Annotated in this window: 19 protein-coding genes and 1 pseudogene; 16 read left to right on the top strand and 4 right to left on the bottom strand. The window is 37.5% G+C overall.

Going from position 1 to position 20,203, the window contains the following annotated elements:
• The first annotated feature begins 123 nt into the window (after positions 1 to 123).
• From OS139_RS02415 to OS139_RS02365, 11 genes and pseudogenes are all read left to right on the top strand, one after another.
• Complete coding sequence (locus OS139_RS02415; protein WP_002331886.1) at positions 124 to 1,992, top strand: BglG family transcription antiterminator; 1,869 nt, start codon at positions 124 to 126, stop codon at positions 1,990 to 1,992.
• On the top strand, positions 1,992 to 2,324 hold the full coding sequence (locus tag OS139_RS02410; RefSeq protein WP_002306983.1) for a PRD domain-containing protein: 333 nt from the start codon (positions 1,992 to 1,994) through the stop codon (positions 2,322 to 2,324). The genes OS139_RS02415 and OS139_RS02410 overlap by 1 nt, the downstream gene beginning before the upstream one ends.
• 19 nt (positions 2,325 to 2,343) lie before the next feature.
• A complete protein-coding gene (locus OS139_RS02405) occupies positions 2,344 to 2,700 on the top strand; it encodes a glycine-rich SFCGS family protein (protein ID WP_002288314.1) in 357 nt (118 codons plus the stop codon).
• A gap of 15 nt (positions 2,701 to 2,715) precedes the next feature.
• A complete protein-coding gene (locus OS139_RS02400; protein WP_002288312.1) occupies positions 2,716 to 3,066 on the top strand; it encodes a DUF4312 family protein in 351 nt (116 codons plus the stop codon).
• 28 nt (positions 3,067 to 3,094) lie between these two features.
• Positions 3,095 to 3,874: a DUF4311 domain-containing protein gene (locus OS139_RS02395; RefSeq protein WP_002331885.1), complete on the top strand. Its 780-nt coding sequence runs from the start codon at positions 3,095 to 3,097 to the stop codon at positions 3,872 to 3,874.
• Between the two features lie 10 nt (positions 3,875 to 3,884).
• Entirely contained in the window at positions 3,885 to 4,562 is a 678-nt protein-coding gene (locus OS139_RS02390) for a DUF4310 family protein (RefSeq protein ID WP_002296962.1), read from the top strand.
• A gap of 18 nt (positions 4,563 to 4,580) precedes the next feature.
• A pseudogene (locus OS139_RS02385) lies at positions 4,581 to 5,687 on the top strand (amidohydrolase/deacetylase family metallohydrolase).
• Positions 5,677 to 6,768, top strand: a complete 1,092-nt coding sequence (locus OS139_RS02380; RefSeq protein WP_325066780.1) for a DgaE family pyridoxal phosphate-dependent ammonia lyase — start codon at positions 5,677 to 5,679, stop codon at positions 6,766 to 6,768. Before OS139_RS02385 ends, OS139_RS02380 begins: the two are co-directional and overlap by 11 nt.
• A 12-nt stretch (positions 6,769 to 6,780) precedes the next feature.
• A complete protein-coding gene (gene dagF, locus OS139_RS02375; protein WP_002331882.1) occupies positions 6,781 to 7,521 on the top strand; it encodes a 2-dehydro-3-deoxy-phosphogluconate aldolase in 741 nt (246 codons plus the stop codon).
• 291 nt (positions 7,522 to 7,812) lie between these two features.
• Complete coding sequence (locus OS139_RS02370; protein WP_002331881.1) at positions 7,813 to 9,753, top strand: PTS fructose transporter subunit IIABC; 1,941 nt, start codon at positions 7,813 to 7,815, stop codon at positions 9,751 to 9,753.
• An 86-nt stretch (positions 9,754 to 9,839) separates the two neighbouring features.
• On the top strand, positions 9,840 to 11,762 hold the full coding sequence (locus tag OS139_RS02365; protein ID WP_002331880.1) for a BglG family transcription antiterminator: 1,923 nt from the start codon (positions 9,840 to 9,842) through the stop codon (positions 11,760 to 11,762).
• Positions 11,763 to 12,041: 279 nt separating this feature from the next.
• Here the strand turns inward: OS139_RS02365 and arsC are convergent, their stop codons facing one another.
• The gene (arsC, locus tag OS139_RS02360; RefSeq protein ID WP_002306976.1) at positions 12,042 to 12,464 is read right to left on the bottom strand and encodes an arsenate reductase (thioredoxin); all 423 of its coding nucleotides are present in this window, start codon (positions 12,462 to 12,464) and stop codon (positions 12,042 to 12,044) included.
• A gap of 392 nt (positions 12,465 to 12,856) precedes the next feature.
• Here arsC and OS139_RS02355 point away from each other — a divergent pair, with 392 nt between their 5' ends.
• Complete coding sequence (locus tag OS139_RS02355) at positions 12,857 to 13,879, top strand: LLM class flavin-dependent oxidoreductase (protein ID WP_025481587.1); 1,023 nt, start codon at positions 12,857 to 12,859, stop codon at positions 13,877 to 13,879.
• Positions 13,880 to 14,003: 124 nt separating this feature from the next.
• Here OS139_RS02355 and OS139_RS02350 read toward each other — a convergent pair whose 3' ends face one another.
• Positions 14,004 to 14,438: a MerR family transcriptional regulator gene (locus tag OS139_RS02350; RefSeq protein ID WP_002288290.1), complete on the bottom strand. Its 435-nt coding sequence runs from the start codon at positions 14,436 to 14,438 to the stop codon at positions 14,004 to 14,006.
• Between the two features lie 114 nt (positions 14,439 to 14,552).
• On the opposite strand from OS139_RS02350, the gene OS139_RS02345 reads away from it, so the two are divergent.
• A complete protein-coding gene (locus OS139_RS02345; protein ID WP_002306973.1) occupies positions 14,553 to 15,527 on the top strand; it encodes an alpha/beta hydrolase in 975 nt (324 codons plus the stop codon).
• Positions 15,528 to 16,047: 520 nt separating this feature from the next.
• On the opposite strand, the gene OS139_RS02340 is transcribed toward OS139_RS02345, so the two are convergent.
• Both OS139_RS02340 and OS139_RS02335 read right to left on the bottom strand, forming a co-directional pair.
• Positions 16,048 to 17,001, bottom strand: coding sequence for a 1-phosphofructokinase family hexose kinase (locus OS139_RS02340; RefSeq protein ID WP_002306972.1), 954 nt, complete (start codon positions 16,999 to 17,001; stop codon positions 16,048 to 16,050).
• Positions 16,967 to 17,758, bottom strand: coding sequence for a DeoR/GlpR family DNA-binding transcription regulator (locus tag OS139_RS02335; protein ID WP_002306971.1), 792 nt, complete (start codon positions 17,756 to 17,758; stop codon positions 16,967 to 16,969). The genes OS139_RS02340 and OS139_RS02335 overlap by 35 nt, the downstream gene beginning before the upstream one ends.
• Before the next feature lie 223 nt (positions 17,759 to 17,981).
• Between OS139_RS02335 and OS139_RS02330 the strand changes: the two genes are divergently transcribed.
• The 3 genes from OS139_RS02330 (at position 17,982) to OS139_RS02320 (ending at position 20,186) form a co-directional block, all read left to right on the top strand.
• Positions 17,982 to 18,440 carry a PTS sugar transporter subunit IIA gene (locus OS139_RS02330; protein WP_002306970.1) on the top strand — a complete coding sequence of 153 codons (459 nt, stop codon included), beginning with the start codon at positions 17,982 to 17,984 and terminating at the stop codon, positions 18,438 to 18,440.
• A 12-nt stretch (positions 18,441 to 18,452) separates the two neighbouring features.
• Positions 18,453 to 18,752 carry a PTS sugar transporter subunit IIB gene (locus OS139_RS02325; protein WP_002288285.1) on the top strand — a complete coding sequence of 100 codons (300 nt, stop codon included), beginning with the start codon at positions 18,453 to 18,455 and terminating at the stop codon, positions 18,750 to 18,752.
• A gap of 72 nt (positions 18,753 to 18,824) precedes the next feature.
• Complete coding sequence (locus OS139_RS02320; RefSeq protein ID WP_002306968.1) at positions 18,825 to 20,186, top strand: PTS galactitol transporter subunit IIC; 1,362 nt, start codon at positions 18,825 to 18,827, stop codon at positions 20,184 to 20,186.
• The last annotated feature ends 17 nt before the right edge of the window (positions 20,187 to 20,203 follow it).

Here is a 20,203-nt window from a genome sequence, read left to right as displayed (position 1 = left end):
TATAATAGATAAACTCTGTAATATTAGTTAAAAAGCTATAAGTTGCACTTAGTTAAGTGCAAACATTTCATATTGTCGTTAGTTTAGAAAACGCTTATATTAGCAATGTAAGGAGAGATGATAATGCAGCAGCTAACAAAAAGAGAAAGGCAGCTTTTGATTTACTTGGTGGAAATGTCTGAACCGGTAACAATCAAAAAGTTGGCTGAAAAAGAAAATGTTAGTGTTCGGACGATAAAATACGATCTAGATGATATAAGAGAGTGGCTGAATGAGCGGAAGCAAGTCCTATATAGCAAACGTAGTCAGGGAATTTGGATGAATATTAGTAGCTCTGATCGAATCAAATTAAAAAGCGAATTGATGGATGTTAATCGTTTTGAAATATTTGCAGATCAAAGTCTCCGAATCAAACGTTTACTAATTATGCTTTTAGTAACAAAAGAAGCTATTACTGGAATGAAAATGGCCAACGCATTAGATGTCAGCAAAGATACGATCATGAACGATTTAGATGTGCTGGAAAATAATTTTCTTAAGGAAGGATTGACCTTGAATCGTCAGGCGCGAAAGGGTTTTTGGATCACAGGAGAAGAACGTCTAGTTCGATTAACGATTGAAGAGATTCTTCAAAAAGAGTTCACGGATTATGACATTTATAAATTAATGTCATTGTTATTGAATGGCGGTGAGACTGAATACTTTGAAATGTATTCTGCTACTGCTACTGCTACACCTATCCAAGAGGTATTTAATCAAGTAATCATTCGAATGCGGCACTTACTGGAATTTGAAAATCTAGAGAAACTGAATTACGCGGAATTACTAAATATTCTGATTCGAGTGACAATTGCTACCGTTCGCTTACGCAAAGAGGCTACGATTGGTCGTTATCAATTGGTTGCTGAACAAGAATTAGACAAAAACGATCTTTCTTATCGCGTCATGCAGCAGGTCTTTGATTATTATCAGTTGCCACTGTTCGAGGATGAATATCATTATATCTATAGTGATACATTCGACACGATTCACCAGCAAGACGTCATGAAACTAGTTGAGAATGTGATTTATAAAGTAAGTAAAGCAATCAACCATTCTTTTTATCAAGATCCACAATTGTTGACGAATCTGTATGCTCATTTATCCATGCGATTATCGAGAAAGAAAAAATTTGTCAATGAATATAATCCTTTTAAAGAAGATATCAAGCAGAAATACCCGGAATTATTTGATGCGATCAAGCAAGCAGTTCGACAAGAAATAAGTGAACAAAATATTCTGATCAATGATTCTTTCGTGGCATATATTGCCTTACACTTTTTGGTTTCCTACGAAAGAGAAGAAGATCTACGAAGCGTTAGAGCCGTCTACATTTGTTCAACAGGGTTGGGTGTGACTAGTCTGATCAAGCAAAAGATCAATGAAGAATTAAATAATATCACTATCGTGGCATTTGCTTCAGTATTGAATGCGCAAGAAATGATTGCTACCAAAGATCCTGATTTGGTGATTAGTATTTTTCCAATCAATGGCATCGATCGTCCTTTCATCAAAGTCCATCCATTACCCACTGAACAGGACTTGAAAAAAATTCAACAAATAATAAAAAAAATACTTGCTTCTTCCAATCAGCAGGAAAGGCATAACTTGAATCTTAGAGAAACGTCCATCAATAAAGATACTTTAGAAGACTTTAGCAAGGAATTGATTTTGAAAGCTTATACGATTTATGAACGTTTACTTGTCATTTTGGAAGCAGAATTGATCCAAGAATATCGAGAAGCTTTTTTGCTTCATGTATTCTTAATGGTTCATCGTATCACATTTGATCAACAATATATGGCAGAAGGTCGTCAAGCAGACCAGATTATTTTAGACAAAGGAACACTGGTAGGAAAAATCGAAGCAGTTTTTGCAGAAAATAATTTAGGAATCAATCAGTCAGAAATCAGTGCATTATTCTCATATATAAAAGAAGGAGCGTCAAGTTAGTGAAAATGTCAGACGAGGCTTTAAAAATTATCGAGGAAAGTCAAAATCGGGAAAAGTTAAAACAAGTGATTGATCTAATTGAAGAGCGATTAGCAGAACATGCTATTGTACCAACCGAGTTGCAGTGGACCATTCTAATTAATCACTTGAATGAGATGCTGAAACGTTCTCAAAGAAAGGAAACGATTCCCGTAGTCGATCGGGATTTGTTCAAAGAAGTATCCAAAGAAGCCATAACTATTTCTGATGAAATAGTTAGAAGTATCGGTAATTTAACCGAGGATGAAATATATGTTTTGTCGATTCATTTTGAAACAGCAAAAAATAATTAATATTTAGGAGGAAACAATCATGATTAAAGTAGTTATTGCAGACCGTATGGGTAAAGGACAAAATGTGGCCAAAGGGGTAGAAGCAGCTGGCGGAAAAGCAGTTGTCGTACCAGGAATGGGGGCAGATATGCGTTTGGGCGATGTGATGCAACAAGAGCATGCAGATATGGGTATCTCTTTTTGTGGTAGTGGTGGTGCAGGTGCATTAACAGCAGCAACAAAATATGGCTATCCAGAACGACATGGTATGCGTTCGATTGAAGAAGGGATCACAGCTATCAAGGATGGCAAAACTGTTCTAGGTTTCGGCTTTATGGATCAAGAGGAATTAGGGAAACGTCTGACAGAAGAATTTATCAAAAAGCATGGAAAATAGAAAGAGGGACATGAAATGAGCGTTCAAAAGACAATTCAGCAAAAAGTTATCGTCTCCGGTAAAGGGGAAACAAAGCAACATGCTTTTGCATCAGCGTTAGCAGAAATTCAAAACAAAATAATGGAACAATCAAACGTATTATTGCGAATCGAACCAGTCAATGTGGATATTTTAAAGGCGGTCGAAAACAAATACACAGAACGCTTTCTATTTTTCTTCTTCCCACGGCAACGTATTAGCTATGAAGTCGAACTCTCTGTTACTGTGGCTGTAACAGAAATAAAATTGGCAGACATATCGTTCAGCCAGCAAATGACTGAAGATCCAAATGGGATTGCCATTCCATTTGTAACTAAAAAAATCTAATTTTGAATCATAAGGGGGAAAGAATAACGTGGATTTCGTAATCATTCTAGTCAAATCGGTCATTATCGGGGGATTACTTGGTTTTGCAGCATCTGTCGGGGCAGCTCGAATGTTTCATGCACCTAATACACAAGGTTTAGGAGCTTTTAGAACATTAGACGAAATGAATGCCTGCATGGGTGATCCAGCTTCTCATTTTTCATTTGGTTTAGGCTTTTTCTTTAATGCATGGGCTTCTTCAGTTGGTGCTGGTGCATTCACACAAGATGTGACGCATCGAATCATTCCCAATTGGGCAGCGGCAGCACTTCTAGCAAAAAACAAAGATGTCACCCAGACCATGCATGATCCGAAAAAAATGGGGATCATTGGAGCGGTTATCGGGGCAGTGGTGGTAGCCTTCTTAAACACAACAGCTGCAGCAATTCCAGAGGCGTTACAAGTGACGGCGGTTTCCGTTTTGGTACCAGCAGCGACGATTCTGATCAATACAGTAATGCCAGTTATTTTTTGGTTGGCAGCTTTAGACGCAGGGAAACGAACTGGTTTTTGGGGCACTCTTTTTGGTGGTATCGCGCAATTGATTATGGGAAATGCGGTACCTGGTGTTGTTCTAGGAATCTTGATTGGTAAAGGCGTCGATGAGAGCGGTTGGAATCGCGTCACGAAGAGCATGATGATCGCTATTGTTTTATTATTTATTTTCAGTGGATTTTTCCGTGGATTTGATATGGAAATGATCAAGAGCTTCCAGCTTCAAGTGCCTAATTGGCTTGATAACTTGCACAACATCTTTAGTGTGAAATAGGAGGAGAATCATGGAGACAACAGAAGAACAAGCAAAAGTATTAGAAGCAAAGCGGCAAAAGAGCTTTTGGTTTGCAGACTGGTCTTTTCCGCTAATCGTAGGAATTATGTCCGCTGCTGTATTTGCAGGAACACACATGTATGTGATGTATGGTGTGGGTGCATTCAATGAAGTTTCGATCGTGGCGATGTTAAAAGCCGGGCTGGATGGCGGATCCTATGGCGCAGCGGCAGCGTTTGGTGCTAGTTTCTTATTTGCCAGAATTTTAGAAGGCTCTTTAGTTGGGATCTTGGACTTAGGCGGTTCGATCCTAACTGGGATCGGAATTGGGGTACCAGCAATTCTCTTAAGTATGAAAATAGCGGCACCAATCGATAATTTTGCACTCTCTTTATTGACTGGTTTGGTTCTAGGTTTGATTGTTGGTGGCATCATTGTCTTGATTCGTAAATTTACGATCAATCAATCAAATTCCACTTTTGGTGCTGACGTCATGATGGGGGCAGGAAATTCATCTGGACGTTTTTTGGGTCCATTAATTATATTAAGCGCGTGTGCAGCATCTATTCCAATCGGTATTGGCGCTACATTAGGAGCACTAGGATTCTATGCTTGGAAAAAACCAATTGCTGGAGGTGCTATTTTAGGAGCAATGATTTTAGGAGCAATCTTCCCGGCAGTAAATTAATAGAAAGAGGGTCATTAAATGTTTGATACTTTGATTAAAAATGGAAGGTTGGTTGATGGATCTAAAATAGAGGTCGCTATAGAAAAAGGCATGATTAAAGCAGTTGCAGCAGAAATAAATCAGCCGGCGCAAGAAGTAGTTGACTTGGAGGGAAAGTATTATTTATCCGCTGGGTGGATCGATGATCATGTCCACTGCTATGAAAAGATGAATCTTTATTATGACTATCCTGATTAGATAGGGGTCGAAAAAGGTGTGACGACGGTCATTGATGCTGGAACTACGGGAGCAGAAAACATCCGTGAATTTTATCAATTGACGAAATCGGTCAAGACAAATGTGTATGCGCTAATGAATATCTCTAAATGGGGCATTGTCAAACAAGATGAACTTGCTGATCTAACAAAGATTCAAGAAGATCTAGTAAGTACTGCGTTAGCAGAACTGCCGGAATTTATTGTCGGGATCAAAGCGAGAATGAGTAAGACAGTTGTTGGTGAAAATGGCATTAAGCCATTAGAATTAGCTAAAAAAATCCAGTCAGAAAACAATGATCTGCCATTGATGGTTCATATCGGTTCTGCACCTCCTGAGTTAGAAGAAGTATTGTCAAGAATGGAAAGAGGCGATGTATTGACCCATTGTTTTAATGGAAAACCAAACGGTATTTTAGATCCAAAGACAGATCAAATTAAAAACTTTGTCTGGGATGCTTACAATAATGGTGTCGTCTTTGATATTGGACATGGGACGGATAGCTTTAATTTCCATGTGGCAGAAACCGCACTAAAAGCAGGAATGAAAGCTAGCTCTATTAGTACGGATATCTACATCCGCAATCGTACAAATGGCCCAGTTTTTGATCTAGCAACTACTTTAGAAAAATTGAGGGTAGTCGGCTATTCTTGGGAAGAAATCATTGAAAAAGTTACAGCAGTTCCTGCACGGAATTTTCATTTGAAGAGTAAGGGCCAGTTAGCTGTCAATTATGATGCAGATTTGACGATATTTGAGATTGTTGAAAATGAAAAGGAATTGAAAGATTCCAACGGATTTACACGTATAGCTAAAGAACAAATTTTACCGATTAAAACAATTATTGGAGGCGTCATATATGACAATTAGCTATGGAAAGTTTGATTTAAAAGAAGTCATTAATGCATCGGGAAAAATGACGATCCTAGGGGTTTCTAAGGTATCTGAAAGTGTCCTAGCAGCACAACGATTTGGAGGCGAGCATTTTTTTGAGATGAGTGATCTTGCCATCAAAACCGGCGCTTATCTTTCTCAATTACTGAAAGTGGAAGATGCGCAAATCGTTTCTTCTGCTTCAGCAGGGATTGCTCAATCTGTTGCTGCTTTAATCGGACAGGGCGACATGTACCATGTCTATCATCCCTATACAGAAAAAATCGCTAGACGGGAAATCATCATACCTAAGGGACATAATGTAGATTATGGGACACCGGTTGAAGTAATGGTTGCTCAAGGTGGAGGAAAAGTCATAGAAGCTGGCTATGCAAATATGTGTACACCGGAACATGTTTCCATGATGATTACGGAAAAAACTGCTGCGCTTCTATATATTAAAAGTCATCATGCAGTTCAGAAAAGTATGCTGACGGTGGCAGAAATGGTAGAAGTTGCCAAAGCTCATCGTTTGCCATTGATCGTTGATGCAGCTGCGGAAGAAGATTTATTCAAATATAGCGAAATGGGCGTTGACTTAGTGATTTACTCTGGTGCAAAAGCAATCGAAGGTCCGAGTGCCGGACTGGTCATAGGAAAAAAGAAGTATATTCAATGGATTCGGCTACAGTCTAAAGGTATTGGCCGAGCAATGAAAATCGGTAAAGATAATATTTTAGGCTTTACCCAGGCACTAGAAGATTATTTAAAAAATGGGAGCGAATCTGGTGACTCCATGAAGCAACGATTAGCGCCTTTTGTTAACGCAATCAATCAACTTCCTGACCTAACAGCGAAAATAGTTCAAGATGGTACCGGCAGAGATATTTATCGAGCAAGTGTAACGATTAATGGTGATAAAAGTGCGAAAGAAGTCATTCAGGAATTAAAAGCACGAAATCCAGCAGTCTACACCCGAGAATATCAAGCAAATAACGGAATCATTGAGTTCGACATTCGTTCTGTCAGCCAAAACGAAATGGAAAAAATTATAAAAAGATTGAGAGAAATCATGTAGGAGGCTTTTAAATTGTCAGTTATCCCAAATTATTATAAAAATCGTGTATGTTTAAATGTATTAGCTCATTCAGTTGAAAATGCAAAAGCATGCTATGAAGCAGCGGAAGGGCATGTCGTACTAGGTGTGCTATCGAAAAATTATGCTAGCGATGAAGCAGCAATCGAAGATATGAAAAGGTACCAAGACGCAACCAATAATGCGTTGTCAGTTGGATTAGGCGCTGGAGATCCAAACCAAAGTCAGATGGTTTCGCGTTTATCTGGGGTTTTACATCCACAACATGTCAATCAAGTATTTACTGGCGTGGGGACTTCTCGTGCTTTATTGGGCCAAAATGATACGGTCATCAATGGATTGGTTTCACCAACAGGTAAGATCGGCTATGTCAATATTGCTACAGGTCCGTTAAGTTCACAAGCGCCAGCAGCTGAAGTGCCTATTGAAACTGCCATTCAAATGCTGCAAGACATGGGAGGTACTTCAATCAAGTATTTCCCGATGAAAGGCTTAGCACATAGGGAAGAATTTAAAGCAGTTGCGGAAGCTTGCGCAAAATATGAATTCTATTTAGAGCCAACAGGAGGAATTGATCTTTCAAACTTTGAAGAAATTCTGAAAATTGCAATCGATGCAGGTGTAAAAAAAGTGATTCCTCATGTTTATAGTTCAATTATAGATAAAGAAACAGGAGATACGCGTATAGGAGACGTAAAGATACTATTAAGCATGGTAAAAAAAATTATTCACTAACTCATTAGAAAATAAGAAGCTTATTCCAGAATGAAATTAAATGGAATAAGCTTTTTATAATTAATTACGGAAATTGTTAATGTAGATAATAATTTAGATGTACGTAAGCAGAAGTACAGAAATGTAAGATTTTCCAATATTATTTTATTCAACATAATAAATTGTATATCAATTTTTTTAGCGAAATTTCTATTTATTCCAAGAATTTCAGTTATTACGGAATCATTTTGTGCTTAATAAAAAGAAACCGTTTTTATATACTGTAAATGTAGAAAGAAAGGCGGTAGGAAAATGAAAAAAATTATTGCAATCACATCCTGTCCAGTTGGCATTGCCCATACATACATGGCAGCAGAAAACTTAGAGAAAGCGGGAAAATCTGTTGGCGTCGAGGTAAAAGTCGAAACACATGGTTCTATCGGTATCGAAAATGAATTGACTGCAAAAGATATCGAAGAAGCAGCTGGTGTAATCATCGCAGCGGATACTAAAATAGATAAATCACGATTTGGCGGCAAACCATTGATAACCGTAGGCGTGCAAGAAGGAATCCATCATGCAGATGAATTGGTAGGAGAGATTTTAGCAGGAAAAGCGCCAATCTATAAAAGTACAGAGACAACTATTTCTGCCGAAAATAAAAGTGAATCAGAAAATTTAGGTAAGAAAATCTATAAGAGTTTGATGAATGGTGTTTCATATATGGTACCATTCGTAGTTACAGGAGGATTATTGATCGCAATTTCATTAACATTGGGCGGAACAGCGACACCTGAAGGAATCAAGATATCAGAAGGAACGATTTGGGCAACGATGAATAGTATCGGAAGTATCGCTATGGGGTTGATGGTTCCAATTCTATCTGCATTTATTGCGCAAAGTATTGCAGACCGTCCAGGACTTGTTCCTGGATTTGTTGGTGGGATGTTAGCGGCAAACGGAGCATTATATGGTAGTGATGCGAATGCGGGATTCTTAGGCGGGATCATCACTGGATTTTTAGCAGGATTCATTGCTTTAGGAATCAAGAAAGTGCGAGTACCGAAAGCTTTACAATCGATCATGCCAATTATTGTTATCCCAATTTTAGGATCATTGGCAGTTGGTTTTGTGTTTATCTATGTTATTGGAGAACCAGTAGCTCTTCTATTTAGTTCATTGACTCACTTTTTAGCAGGGATGCAAGGAGGAAGTGAAATTGTTCTAGCTATGATCTTAGGAGCGATGATTGCTTTTGATATGGGGGGGCCGTTCAATAAAGTAGCCTTTTTGTTCGGATCTGGCTTGATTGCAGAAGGCAATTATTCCATTATGGGGCCAATTGCTGTAGCTATCTGTATCCCTCCATTAGCATTGGGGCTGGCATCATTGATTTTAAAAACCAAATTTACGAAAACAGAACGAGAAGCTGGTAAGGCGTCCTTAGCAATGGGACTGTTTGGGATTACAGAAGGCGCTATTCCGTTTGCTTCAACAGATCCACTGCGGGTGATTCCAAGCATTGTAGTCGGGGCAATGACAGGAAGTGTGATCGCGATGCTTTCAGGAGTGACAGATCATGTAGCTCATGGCGGTCCGATCGTAGCGGTTTTAGGAGCAGTGGATCACGTAGCCATGTTTTTTGTAGCAGTGATTGCTGGTATTGCTGTAACCGTGCTAATGTTAAGAATCCTTAAACCGACATTACAACAAACTGCGGTTGCTGCAGCAAATGGTGTGACAGTAGCAGATCTATCAGAGACTGAAACAAGTGATGTTTATACGAAAACTGAAACTTTTGATTCTATCACGGATATTATGTCAGATGAAGCAATCGTTTTAGGTGAAACAGCAACAACAAAAGACGGAGTAATCGAAGATTTAGTCCAACGTTTAGAAAAAACAGCGGCGATCACAGATAAAAACGGGTTTAAAGAAGTCATCTATGATAGAGAACATGAAAGTACGACGGGAATCGGCATGGGAATCGCTATTCCACACGGAAAATCAGCTTATGTTCTTAAACCAACAGTGGCATTTGCCAGAAGTCAATCTGGGGTAGATTGGCATTCTTTAGATGGAAAACCTGCACATATGATCTTTATGATTGCTGTACCTGAAAACAGCCAAGGTGATATGCACTTGAAAATACTGCAACGTCTATCACGTAAATTGATGGATGATGACTTCCGTCAAGCACTGATGGAAGCGCCAGATAAAACAGCAGTTCACCAATTATTAAGCGAAATGTAACATAAGATGAAAAATCGACCGTGATGAGACATAATAGATGTGTTATCATGATCGATTTTTTATTTAGAAGGGAGTTTCTGCACATTATGAATCAGCGTCAGCAATCTTTGATCTATCAATTAAGTGAGAACAATAATTATATAACAACAAAAAAGCTAGCAGAGCATTTCCATGTGTCAGAAAGAACGATTCATAGCGATTTGAATACCATTGAAACTTGGTTGAGAGACAAACATCTGCCTTTAATGTTTGAAAGAAAAAAAGGTACAGGTATCTTGTTGAATGGTCTGCCTCACGAAAGGGAACAACTGAAACGAGCGCTTAATGAAGAGGCTCAAACAGAAATGGATAAAAAACAGCTTCGTCAGTTATTGATTTTCCATCTGCTAGTAGCAAAAGACGGATTTAGTCTTGAAGAACTTTCAGAAAAACTATATGTTGGAAAACGTACGATTCGTAAAGAATTGACAGAGTTGCAAAGCTTTTTTGAGTATCACCATTTACAGCTAGTATCCAAAACAAAACTAGGAACTTTTCTTAAAGGCGATGAACAAGAAAAAAGACAGTTGCTTGTTAAGACATTACGAAATATGCAGAAAGAAGATCCGCAAAGTCCGTCGTTGAAAGAATTCTTCGCTAAAGATACATTAAAAGTTATCCAACATACATTACAAGATGTTTTTTATGAAAACCATTTAGAACAGTCGAATGGACTGGCTAGTGTGGAGATTCACATCTACTTTATGCTCGAGCGAATGAAACAGTACCAGAAAGTGAAATTAAGTAAAGACGAAAACGAAGTCGTGGAACACACCCAAGCACAAAAGTTAAGTAGTCAGATATTAGCAAAACTAGCCACCATCTATCCAATTGAATTTTCTCCTGATGAAATCAATTATCTGGCTTTGCGTATCGCCAATCTTTTTACAAATTCACAAGCAGCCACACGTTTTCAAAAGGAATCTAGCGCACTTGCTGATCATTTGATCGAACAAGTGGAACAGTTTCTAGGCTATTCATTAAAAGAAGATCAGCTACTAAAACAAAATTTAAGGTCTCATTTATCTTCAACTTATTTTCGACTCCATTATGGTTTGCAGATTTCTAATCCATTGACGAAAAATGTGTTTAGTACGTACACACAACTTTTCTTAGTTTTACAGTTAATTTTAGAAGATTATTTTGAAAAGGAAAATTTTTATGTTCCACAAGAGGAGACAGCTTATTTAACGATCCATTTCCAAGCAGCGATCGAGCGACACAAACATCAGAAAAGTAGAAGATATCAAACGGTTTTAGTTAGTGAATATTCAAAAGCTATGGCTACTTTTCTCGAAGCACGGCTGAACAGAGAACTTCCAGAATTAACGATTATGGATCTAGTTGAATATAAGCCAGAATTAAAGAGGCAAGATTTTCCCTCTGTTGATTTTATCTTGGCTACGTTACCATTTAAACATATAAGCATTCCAGTAATCGAGATCTCACCAATGATCACAGAAACTGATCTAGCCTATTTGACAAAATATATGCTGGAGCATGTGCCTATCAAGAAGAAAAAAATATTTGATCTAGCAAGCTTTACTCATCCATTTCTGATCTTTCCTCAACTTGAACGGACAGACCCAGCCGATATTTTAAACTTTATGGGAAACGTCTTAGTGGAACATCATTATGTGGAGCCGGAATTCATCGATTCTGTCTTGGAAAGAGACAGTCACTCCAGTACTAGAGTAGCCCCATTTGTAACGATCCCTCACGGTAATCCGCTGTATGTGAAGCATTCGATGATTTCTATTGCTACAATGAAAGAACCAGTCCTATGGCACGGGGAACAGATACGTATCGTACTGCTATTAGCAATAAAGAAAAATGATTTGAAACATGCAGAGTTCAAAAAAATATTTTCTGTTATTCACTATTTAGAAAAGCAGCCAGAACAAATGGCTCAGTTGATGCAATCCAATCATCCGCTAGAAATCTTAACGTTGTTATCTAGTTATGAATAAGTAGCGATTAAAAAACTGCCTTTATATTTATAATAATTCTATCTATTTATTTGGAAGTAGAAAACTAAATACAAAAAAAGAGGATGTGGCCAAAGTTGTGGCACATCCTTTTATTTTGAGTTTCTTATAATTTTTTATAGTTGCTTACGATGTCTTGACTACTGGTAAACGGTGTTCAAGAGACAATTTGTCGGCAATAAGGCACAATTTTGTAAAATATGGAAAGCTATTTTTTTAACATTGTTTCTTAGTGCTTGAAAAATCATTTTGAATACTTCTTTATACGATCGATGTACGTTGATTTAAGTCTAAAACTTTTCTTTTGATTCCTTCTCTGACTTTTCTGAATTCCGCTAATATTTCTTCTTCGCTCCCGACAGCTTGTGCAGGATCTTTTAGGTCCCAGTGAAGGTGTTCGTGATTGTTTGGAACGGCAGGGCACTTGTCTTTGGCATCACCACAAAGTGTAATGATCAAGTCTGCCTGAGTAAAGTAATCTCTATCAATCAAATCAGACGTCTGTTTGGAAATATCGATGCCGTCTTCTGCCATGATTTTTACAGCTCTTGGATTCAAGCCATGTGTCTCGATCCCCGCACTTCTGATCTCAAACATTGAAGGAGACAAGTATTTACGCGCGTAGCCTTCTGCTATTTGACTGCGACATGAATTGCCCGTACATAAGAAATAGATTTTTTTCATTTGATTTCCTCCGTTATGGATTAGTAAATGTCACTGTTTATCTAAAGTAAACTCTATGTGATGGAGCGAAAAAAACAATGGGTTTCTTAGTTTATATATTTCTTTTTGTTCAGCGTATAAATCGATGTGTACAAAGAACTCATCTTGTCTTTTTTACCATAAATACATGTTAGAAACAATCATTTTGAGTCAAAAATCAACGATGTAACAGACTGTTAAAAGAGATTAAGACACGGCAGATGATGAAGAAAGTAGGGGTGTAGTAAGCCGATACATTTCTTGATTGTGAGGCGAGAACAATTATTCGTCTTTTAAGAAAAAAAGTAGTAGAATCAGTTCATATTAAAAATAAAAAACCTTCCATTTTTGTAGGGTTAAAGGGGGTCATTACCTTGAAAAAAATCGGCTTTTTAAGCTTTGGACATTGGATGGAGCAAGGATCGCTTGTGAAATCAGCTCAAGATGCTTATTTGCAATCGATTGATTTAGCGGTGGAAGCAGAAAAAATCGGAGTGGACGGAGCGTTTTTCCGCGTACATCATTTTGCCCCTCAGATTGGGTCGCCGTTTCCTTTGCTAGCGGCAATCGGCGCAAAGACAAGTAAGATTGAAATCGGTACAGGACTTATTGATATGCGATATGAAAACCCTTATTATATGGCAGAAAATGCCGGATTGACAGATATCATCACGCAAGGAAGAGTGCAACTAGGAGTGGGGCGTGGTTCACCTGAACAAGTTCTAGATGGCTGGAAATACTTTGGTTATGATTACAGTGAAGAAGAAATCAAAGAGGTAACACGGGAACGCACCCTTGAATTCTTGGAATTACTTGAAGGAAAACCATTTGCAGAACCAAATCCTCAACCAATGTTCCCACAAGGATCAGGAAAATTACGGATAGAACCTTATTCAGAAGGATTACGACAAAGAATCTGGTGGGGAGCTGGTTCGCAGCAAACGGCAATCTGGGCAGCACAACATGGAATGAATCTGCAATCATCTACATTAGTCAATTACGAATCCCATGAGCCATTCCATATCCAACAAGCAAACCAATTACGTGCGTATAAAGAAGCGTGGAAGCAAGCAGGTCATGATTTTGAACCAAGAACATTAGTTACTCGCTCGATTCAGCCAATCACCACTGATTTGGATCGACGCTTATTTGGACAAGACGGTAGTCCGCAACAAGATGCTGTCGGCTATCTTGCTTATCACCGGAGCCCAACGATTTTTGGAAAAACTTTTGCTGGTGAACCTGATCAATTAATCAAGGAGCTAGCTGAAGATGAAGCAATCAAAGAAGCAGACACAGTACTTGTCACGATTCCTAATACTTTGGGGGTAGAATACAACATGCACTTGCTTGAAACAATTGTAAAAGATATCGCTCCAGAATTAGGATGGCGGTAAAAAGGATATTTTTGTAAGTGCAGGATACTTGAGTGAAAAAATAAACACTTCTAACAATCAGTTAGAGGTGTTTATTCATGTTTTCATGAAGTTCATAGAGAAGGAGAGTGAGTTATCCGTTTGTTCAATGAGAATGTACATAAGCTTCTTTTACATGTTGGGGTAAATCATCAGGAATCATTGTCAATACGGCTTCTTCATTGCCGGCTTTTATTGCTTCTTCATAGTACCAGCTTTTGTAGTTTAGCATAGCGAGTACTCTTTCTAATTTTGCTATTTCTTTTTCTACTACTTCTTTTTGTTTTTCAAATAGTTCTTTACGAACCTCAAATGTCTTACTGCCTTCTTTGCTCCATTCCATGAATTGCTTGATGTCTTTTATTTCTAAACCAGATTTTTTCAAACAGTCAATGACTCTCAAAGCCTCTAACTCATTCTCTGAAAATTTTCTAATACCAGAAACACGCTGGATATCAGGAAATAATCCCTCTTTGTCGTAATAACGTAAAGTAGAAACAGGCAATCCAAACATTTCAGACACTTGTCCAATGGAATACATAAAAAAATCCTCCTAAAATAAAATTTTTACCTTGACCTAAAGTCAAGTTTAAGTTTTATCATAATAATACATTCAAAAACAAATGTCAATTTTGATCAAAGGAGAGTATAGAATATGAATAAAGAATTAAACATCACACAAGAATGGGACAAAGTATTTCCAAAAAGCAATCAAGTCAATCATCGAAAGGTGAGCTTCCCGAATCGTTTTGGTATCACATTAGTCGCTGATTTATATGAACCAAAAGAAGTAAGTGAAAAGAAATTGCCGGCAATCGCTGTGAGCGGGCCATTTGGTGCAGTGAAGGAACAATCGTCTGGTCTATATGCGCAGACGATGGCTGAAAGAGGCTTTTTAACGATTGCGTTTGATCCATCGTTTACAGGAGAAAGCGGAGGAGTACCTCGATATGTTGCTTCGCCTGATATCAATACGGAAGATTTCCAAGCGGCAGTAGACTTTTTATCTGTACAAAAAAATGTAAACCCTGAGAGAATCGGAATCATTGGTATTTGTGGATGGGGAGGTATGGCATTGAATGCAGCAGCTATCGATACGCGGGTCAAAGCAACAGTTGTTTCCACAATGTATGACATGACTCGAGTAACAGCAAATGGCTACTTCGATGTTATGGATGAAAATGCCCGATATGAAATGCGTGAAGAATTAAATGCACAACGCATCATTGATTTCAAACAAGGGGACTACGCACGTGCTGGAGGTGTGGTTGATCCGTTGCCTGAAGATGCTCCTCAATTTGTCAAAGACTATCATGCGTATTATAAAACAGACCGCGGATATCATGTCCGTTCTTTAAACTCCAATGATGGTTGGAATAGGACATCAGGGTTGTCACTTATGAATGCAAAACTATTGCATTATATTCCAGAAATCCGTCATGCAGTCTTAGTCATTCACGGGGAAAAAGCTCATTCACGTTACTTTGGGGAGGACGCTTTCAAAGAACTAAAAGGTGACAACAAGGAACTCATGATCATTCCAGGAGCATCCCATACAGATCTATACGACAAGACATACATCATTCCATTTGAAAAAATGGCAACATTCTTTGAAGAGAACCTTGTGTAACCAAAAGGATTTAATCTAAAAGAGATTATGAAAAAACTGCCCTGCATCAAGTAATAAGGACAGCCAAAAAAGCTCCTCATTTTTGACTTGGTTGGACTCATTAGCGCAGATGCAAGCTTTTGAGCACCGTTTAAAGAAGAGGTTGTGAAAAAGCCGCTTAGTTTCGAGTATTAAGAAAAATTTTGTGAAAATGGCTTTCCACATTTTTGCATAAATTTGGCTTAATACCGAGAAACTGGCTTTTGAACACCGTTTATACCAAGAGGTCGTGATCCTGCCGTTTAACTCTGAGTCACAAGGAGCAATTTCAAAAAACAGCTTCTCATGTTTGTTGAATATTGTAACTTGTGACCGAGGAGTTGGCAGGAGAACACCGTTTATTCGAAAAAAGGACTGTGACAATGTATCGACTCCCAAAAGTTAGACCAAAAAATCTAACTTTTGGGGGTCGGTACACACGTTTTTTGTCACAGTCTCTTTGTGTCTCATTTCATATAAACAATTATTTACTTTGTACTATTTATTTCATTTCTGTGATTTTAATATTTTTTGCTAAATTTTTTACATCAGCTGGGATAACTTTCCCGACTTCTGATTGCTGTGCATTCGACATGCCGCAAGCCATTGCGTACCTTACACATTCTTTTAAAGGATAATTCTGTTCTAATGAATGAGCAAAACCTCCAACAGTGGCATCCCCAGAGCCTGTTGTATTAATGATAGGAATCTTAGGGATCTCAACATTCCAAAATTCTTCTTTTACTTTGACTACTGCACCATACGAGCCGCAAGAAATCATGATAACATCGATATCTTTAAATAGTGGATTTGTTTTTAGATGGTATTTTATGTCGCTTTTTTGAGTAATTTTTTGATGGATGATATCTGAAAACTCATGGATATTAGGTTTGATGAACATCGGTTTATACTTACTTGCTAAGACTTCACGGAGATGTTGTCCAGATATATCCATTAATATATAGGTGGAAGGATCTATTTGTTCTTTGATATATTGTAATAATTTAGCATACAAAAAGGGATCTGGATTGTTAACAGAACCATTTATTGTAATGACTGAAAGGTAATTATTTTTACTAATTTGTTTGATATCATTCATTAATTTTTTGATAGTAGTATCTGCTATTTCAGGACCAGCTTCCACTAGCTCTGTCTGCGTTTCATCATCATGCATGATCGTGACGGCACCTCTTGATTCTTCTGCAATAGGTAAAAAATGCAAATCAAACAAATTTTCATTTTTCAGCATATCTTGAATCATACTGCCAAAATAACCGCCCAAAAACCCCGTTAAAATAACTGATGAACCTAGTAGAGCAGAAGCTCGTCCGCAATTGATTCCCTTGCCGCCTACATAGCGTACCGGAGAATCAAAGCGTGTCATCGTACCTAATTCAAAGTGTTTTGTAAAATAAATGGAATCAATGGATGGGTTCATCGTGATTGTCAGTATCATTTTTGGGCTCCTTTAATATTGTTAAGTATTTTGAATAATGATTGAAATCCTGTTCTGATAAATGATTATCGGTTATTAGATAATCAAAATCGGTTAATTTTCTAAAAGTATAGACGTCTGATTTATTTAATTTTGAATAATCTGCAACAATGCATTTGATTTTTGCTGCATTGAGCGCTGCGTTCTGAATATTTCCCTCAATAAATTGAGCGGTTGTCACATTGTTATCAAATATGCCGTTTGTTGCAGCGAAAGAGATATCGACATTCAAACTTTCAAAAGATCTTTCTGCAACTTCCCCAATGAACTCTTCTGTAATAGGAGAAAATTCGCCACCAGTAAGTAAAATCCGATAACTTGTATGATTCTTTAAATAGTTGAAAGCAATCAAACTGTTTGTAATTACAAATAGATTTTTCTTTTGAATGAAAGGAAGTGCATATAGGATCGTTGTTCCAGCACCGACATAAATAGTAGAATTATCGGGAATCATACTGTTCATGACTTGACCAATATATTTTTTTTCGGCTACATTCGTATCAATTTTTTCTTGAGTCGATAGTTCTCGATTATAAGGTTCCTTTCGTTCAACGCCACCATATAGCTTTTTTACTTTATTTTTTTTTGCTAATTCAGTGACATCTCGGCGTATGGTCATTTCTGATACGCCTAATTTGTTAGCGATTTCTGAATTAGTTAAATAAAAATCTTTCTCTAATAACGTAATGATTCGTTCTTGTCTTTCTTTTTTCAGCATATGAATTACTCCTTTAACATAAAAGTCAATTTTTGTTCGACTTTGTTCTTCTTAATTATATAGATAAACGATTTTATTTTCAAGTAGATCAAATTTAACAAAATAAATTTCTTTTGAAAGCGTTTACAAAACAAACTAACAGAAATATAATGTTCTTGTAAAACAAAGATGAACTTAGTAGAACAATAAATTAACAAACTTAATCAAAAAGGAGGAGGTTGGAATGAAATATAAAGAGATGTTCGTTCCTAGTTTGATTCAATTAGCGGTAGAAGTAAAAAATAAAGAAGAAGCTTTTTTAATCGCTGCACAACGATTAGAAAAAATGGGGTACGTCAATGAGAATTATTTGAATGGACTGATTGCAAGAGAAAGAGAATTTCCTACTGGATTGATTACTAAGTATTTAAATATCGCGCTGCCACATTCGGAATGTGAATATGTCGAAAAGCCATTTGTTTTTGTTATGCAGCTGAAGACCCCAATTTATTTTTATCAAATGGGGGATAATCAGGAAATGACTGTAGAAAATCTATTTTTTTTAGGAATCAAAGAACCAAAAGAACAAGTAGGATTACTTCAAGCGTTTATGAATTTATTCATGGATGAAACATTCGTGGAAAATTATAAGAAACAAGAAACACCGCAAAACATATACGAACTTATTACAAATTATATTTAGGAGGAAGAAAAAATGAAAAATCGGTTAATTGTCGCATGTGGAAGTGGAGTAGCAACGAGTCAGACAATCGCTAGTAAGATCCAAAGTATGTTAGAAGATGACGGCATCGCATTTCCTGTAGAAGCAGTTGATTACAAATCGATTCAAAATGAGCTTCTAACTGCTGGAATCTATGTGTATGTCGCACAACCTGATGAGGAAGTACTTGAACAAGCAAAAGATTTGGGTATTGAAGTATTTCCAGGAATTCCATTTTTAACTGGAATGGGTGTAGAACCTATTTATGACAGTATCAAAGAGTTAGTACAGTAAAGGAGGATTGTTGGATAAAAAAGTTGGTTCATAGTTTTATCTACTATATTTCGAAAGAAAGAAGGTTTATTTATGGAAGTTTTCCAAACCATTATCAATTATGTTTTGAACTTAGGATCAGCCATTTTTGTTCCCCTGATTATTTTGATACTTGGATTGTTGGCAGGGATGAAATTAAAAAAAGCATTCATGTCTGCTTTAACTTTAGGGATTGCTTTTAGCGGAATGTCTATGGTCATTGGCTATATGTCTAACGCAGTAAGTCCAGCATCAGAAGCATTGGCTAAAAATACGGGAATCAGTTTGCCTGCACTTGATCTTGGGTGGACAGGTGCAGCAAGCATCACATGGTCGTGGAGTTATGCTTTTATATTTTTTGCAGTAACGATTGGGGTCAATTTTGTACTGTTAATTTTTAATTGGACGAAGACGTTAAATGTTGATATGTGGAATGTTTGGGGGAAAGCTTTAACTGCTTATTTAGTTTATTATGTTTCCGGTAGTTTGGCTGCAGGCTTTCTTACTGCAATGGTCCAAGTTATATTGGAATTAAAGCTTGGTGATATGTTTCAAAAACATATACAAGATCTCACAGGGATTCCATTAGTAACAGTGACTCATTTTATGACATCTGCCGCTGTCTTGTTGCTGCCTTTCAATATGATCATGGATAAAATTCCTGCTTTAAATAAACGAGCGGATACGAATGCATTGAAGAAGAAAATTGGGATCTTCTCTGAAAACTCTGTAATGGGATTCATTATTGGATTGGGGCTTGGATTTGCTGCTGCGTATGGCGTTTCAGGTTCTCTTAATCTAGCGATCCAAACAGCTACAGCATTAAGTTTGTTTCCTATGATCTCTAAAATGTTCATGCAATCTTTGTCTCCTCTAGCAGACGCTATGTCAGAATTTATGAAAAAGCGGTTTAAGGATCGTGAAGTATATATCGGATTGGACTGGCCGATATTAGCTGGTCGTTCAGAAATTTGGGTTACTGCTATTTTACTTGTTCCTGTGTTTATTGGTTATGCCATTATTTTGCCAGGAAACCAAGTATTACCATTAGCAGGGATTATCAACTATTCGATTGCGGTCGGCGGATTACTTTTAACAGGAGGAAACTTGGCTCGTATGCTGATCTTGGGAATCCTCACGATGCCTATTTATTTGTACGGGGCCACTTACCTTGCGCCAATACTCAGTGATTTAGCAGAAAAAAGCGGAGCAGTCGAGGGAATCAAGAAAGGACAGTTGATCACATGGTCATCCATAGAAGGGCCGGAGTTCAGGGTTTTATTTGCGGAGGCATTTAATAGGAATATTCTCGCTATTGTAGGATGCGTGATTTTTCTAGGACTGTTTGTTCTACTTTATAAATATATGATAAAAGCGAAAGTACCGAGTGAACGTTATGCTGAACTACAAAAATAGCATTGAAATGGTGGGAA

The sequence above is a fragment of the Enterococcus sp. E4-223 genome (genome assembly GCF_035727065.1).
GTDB classification, from domain to species: Bacteria; Bacillota; Bacilli; order Lactobacillales; family Enterococcaceae; genus Enterococcus_B; species Enterococcus_B faecium.
This window is presented reverse-complemented; position numbering and strand designations above follow the sequence as displayed.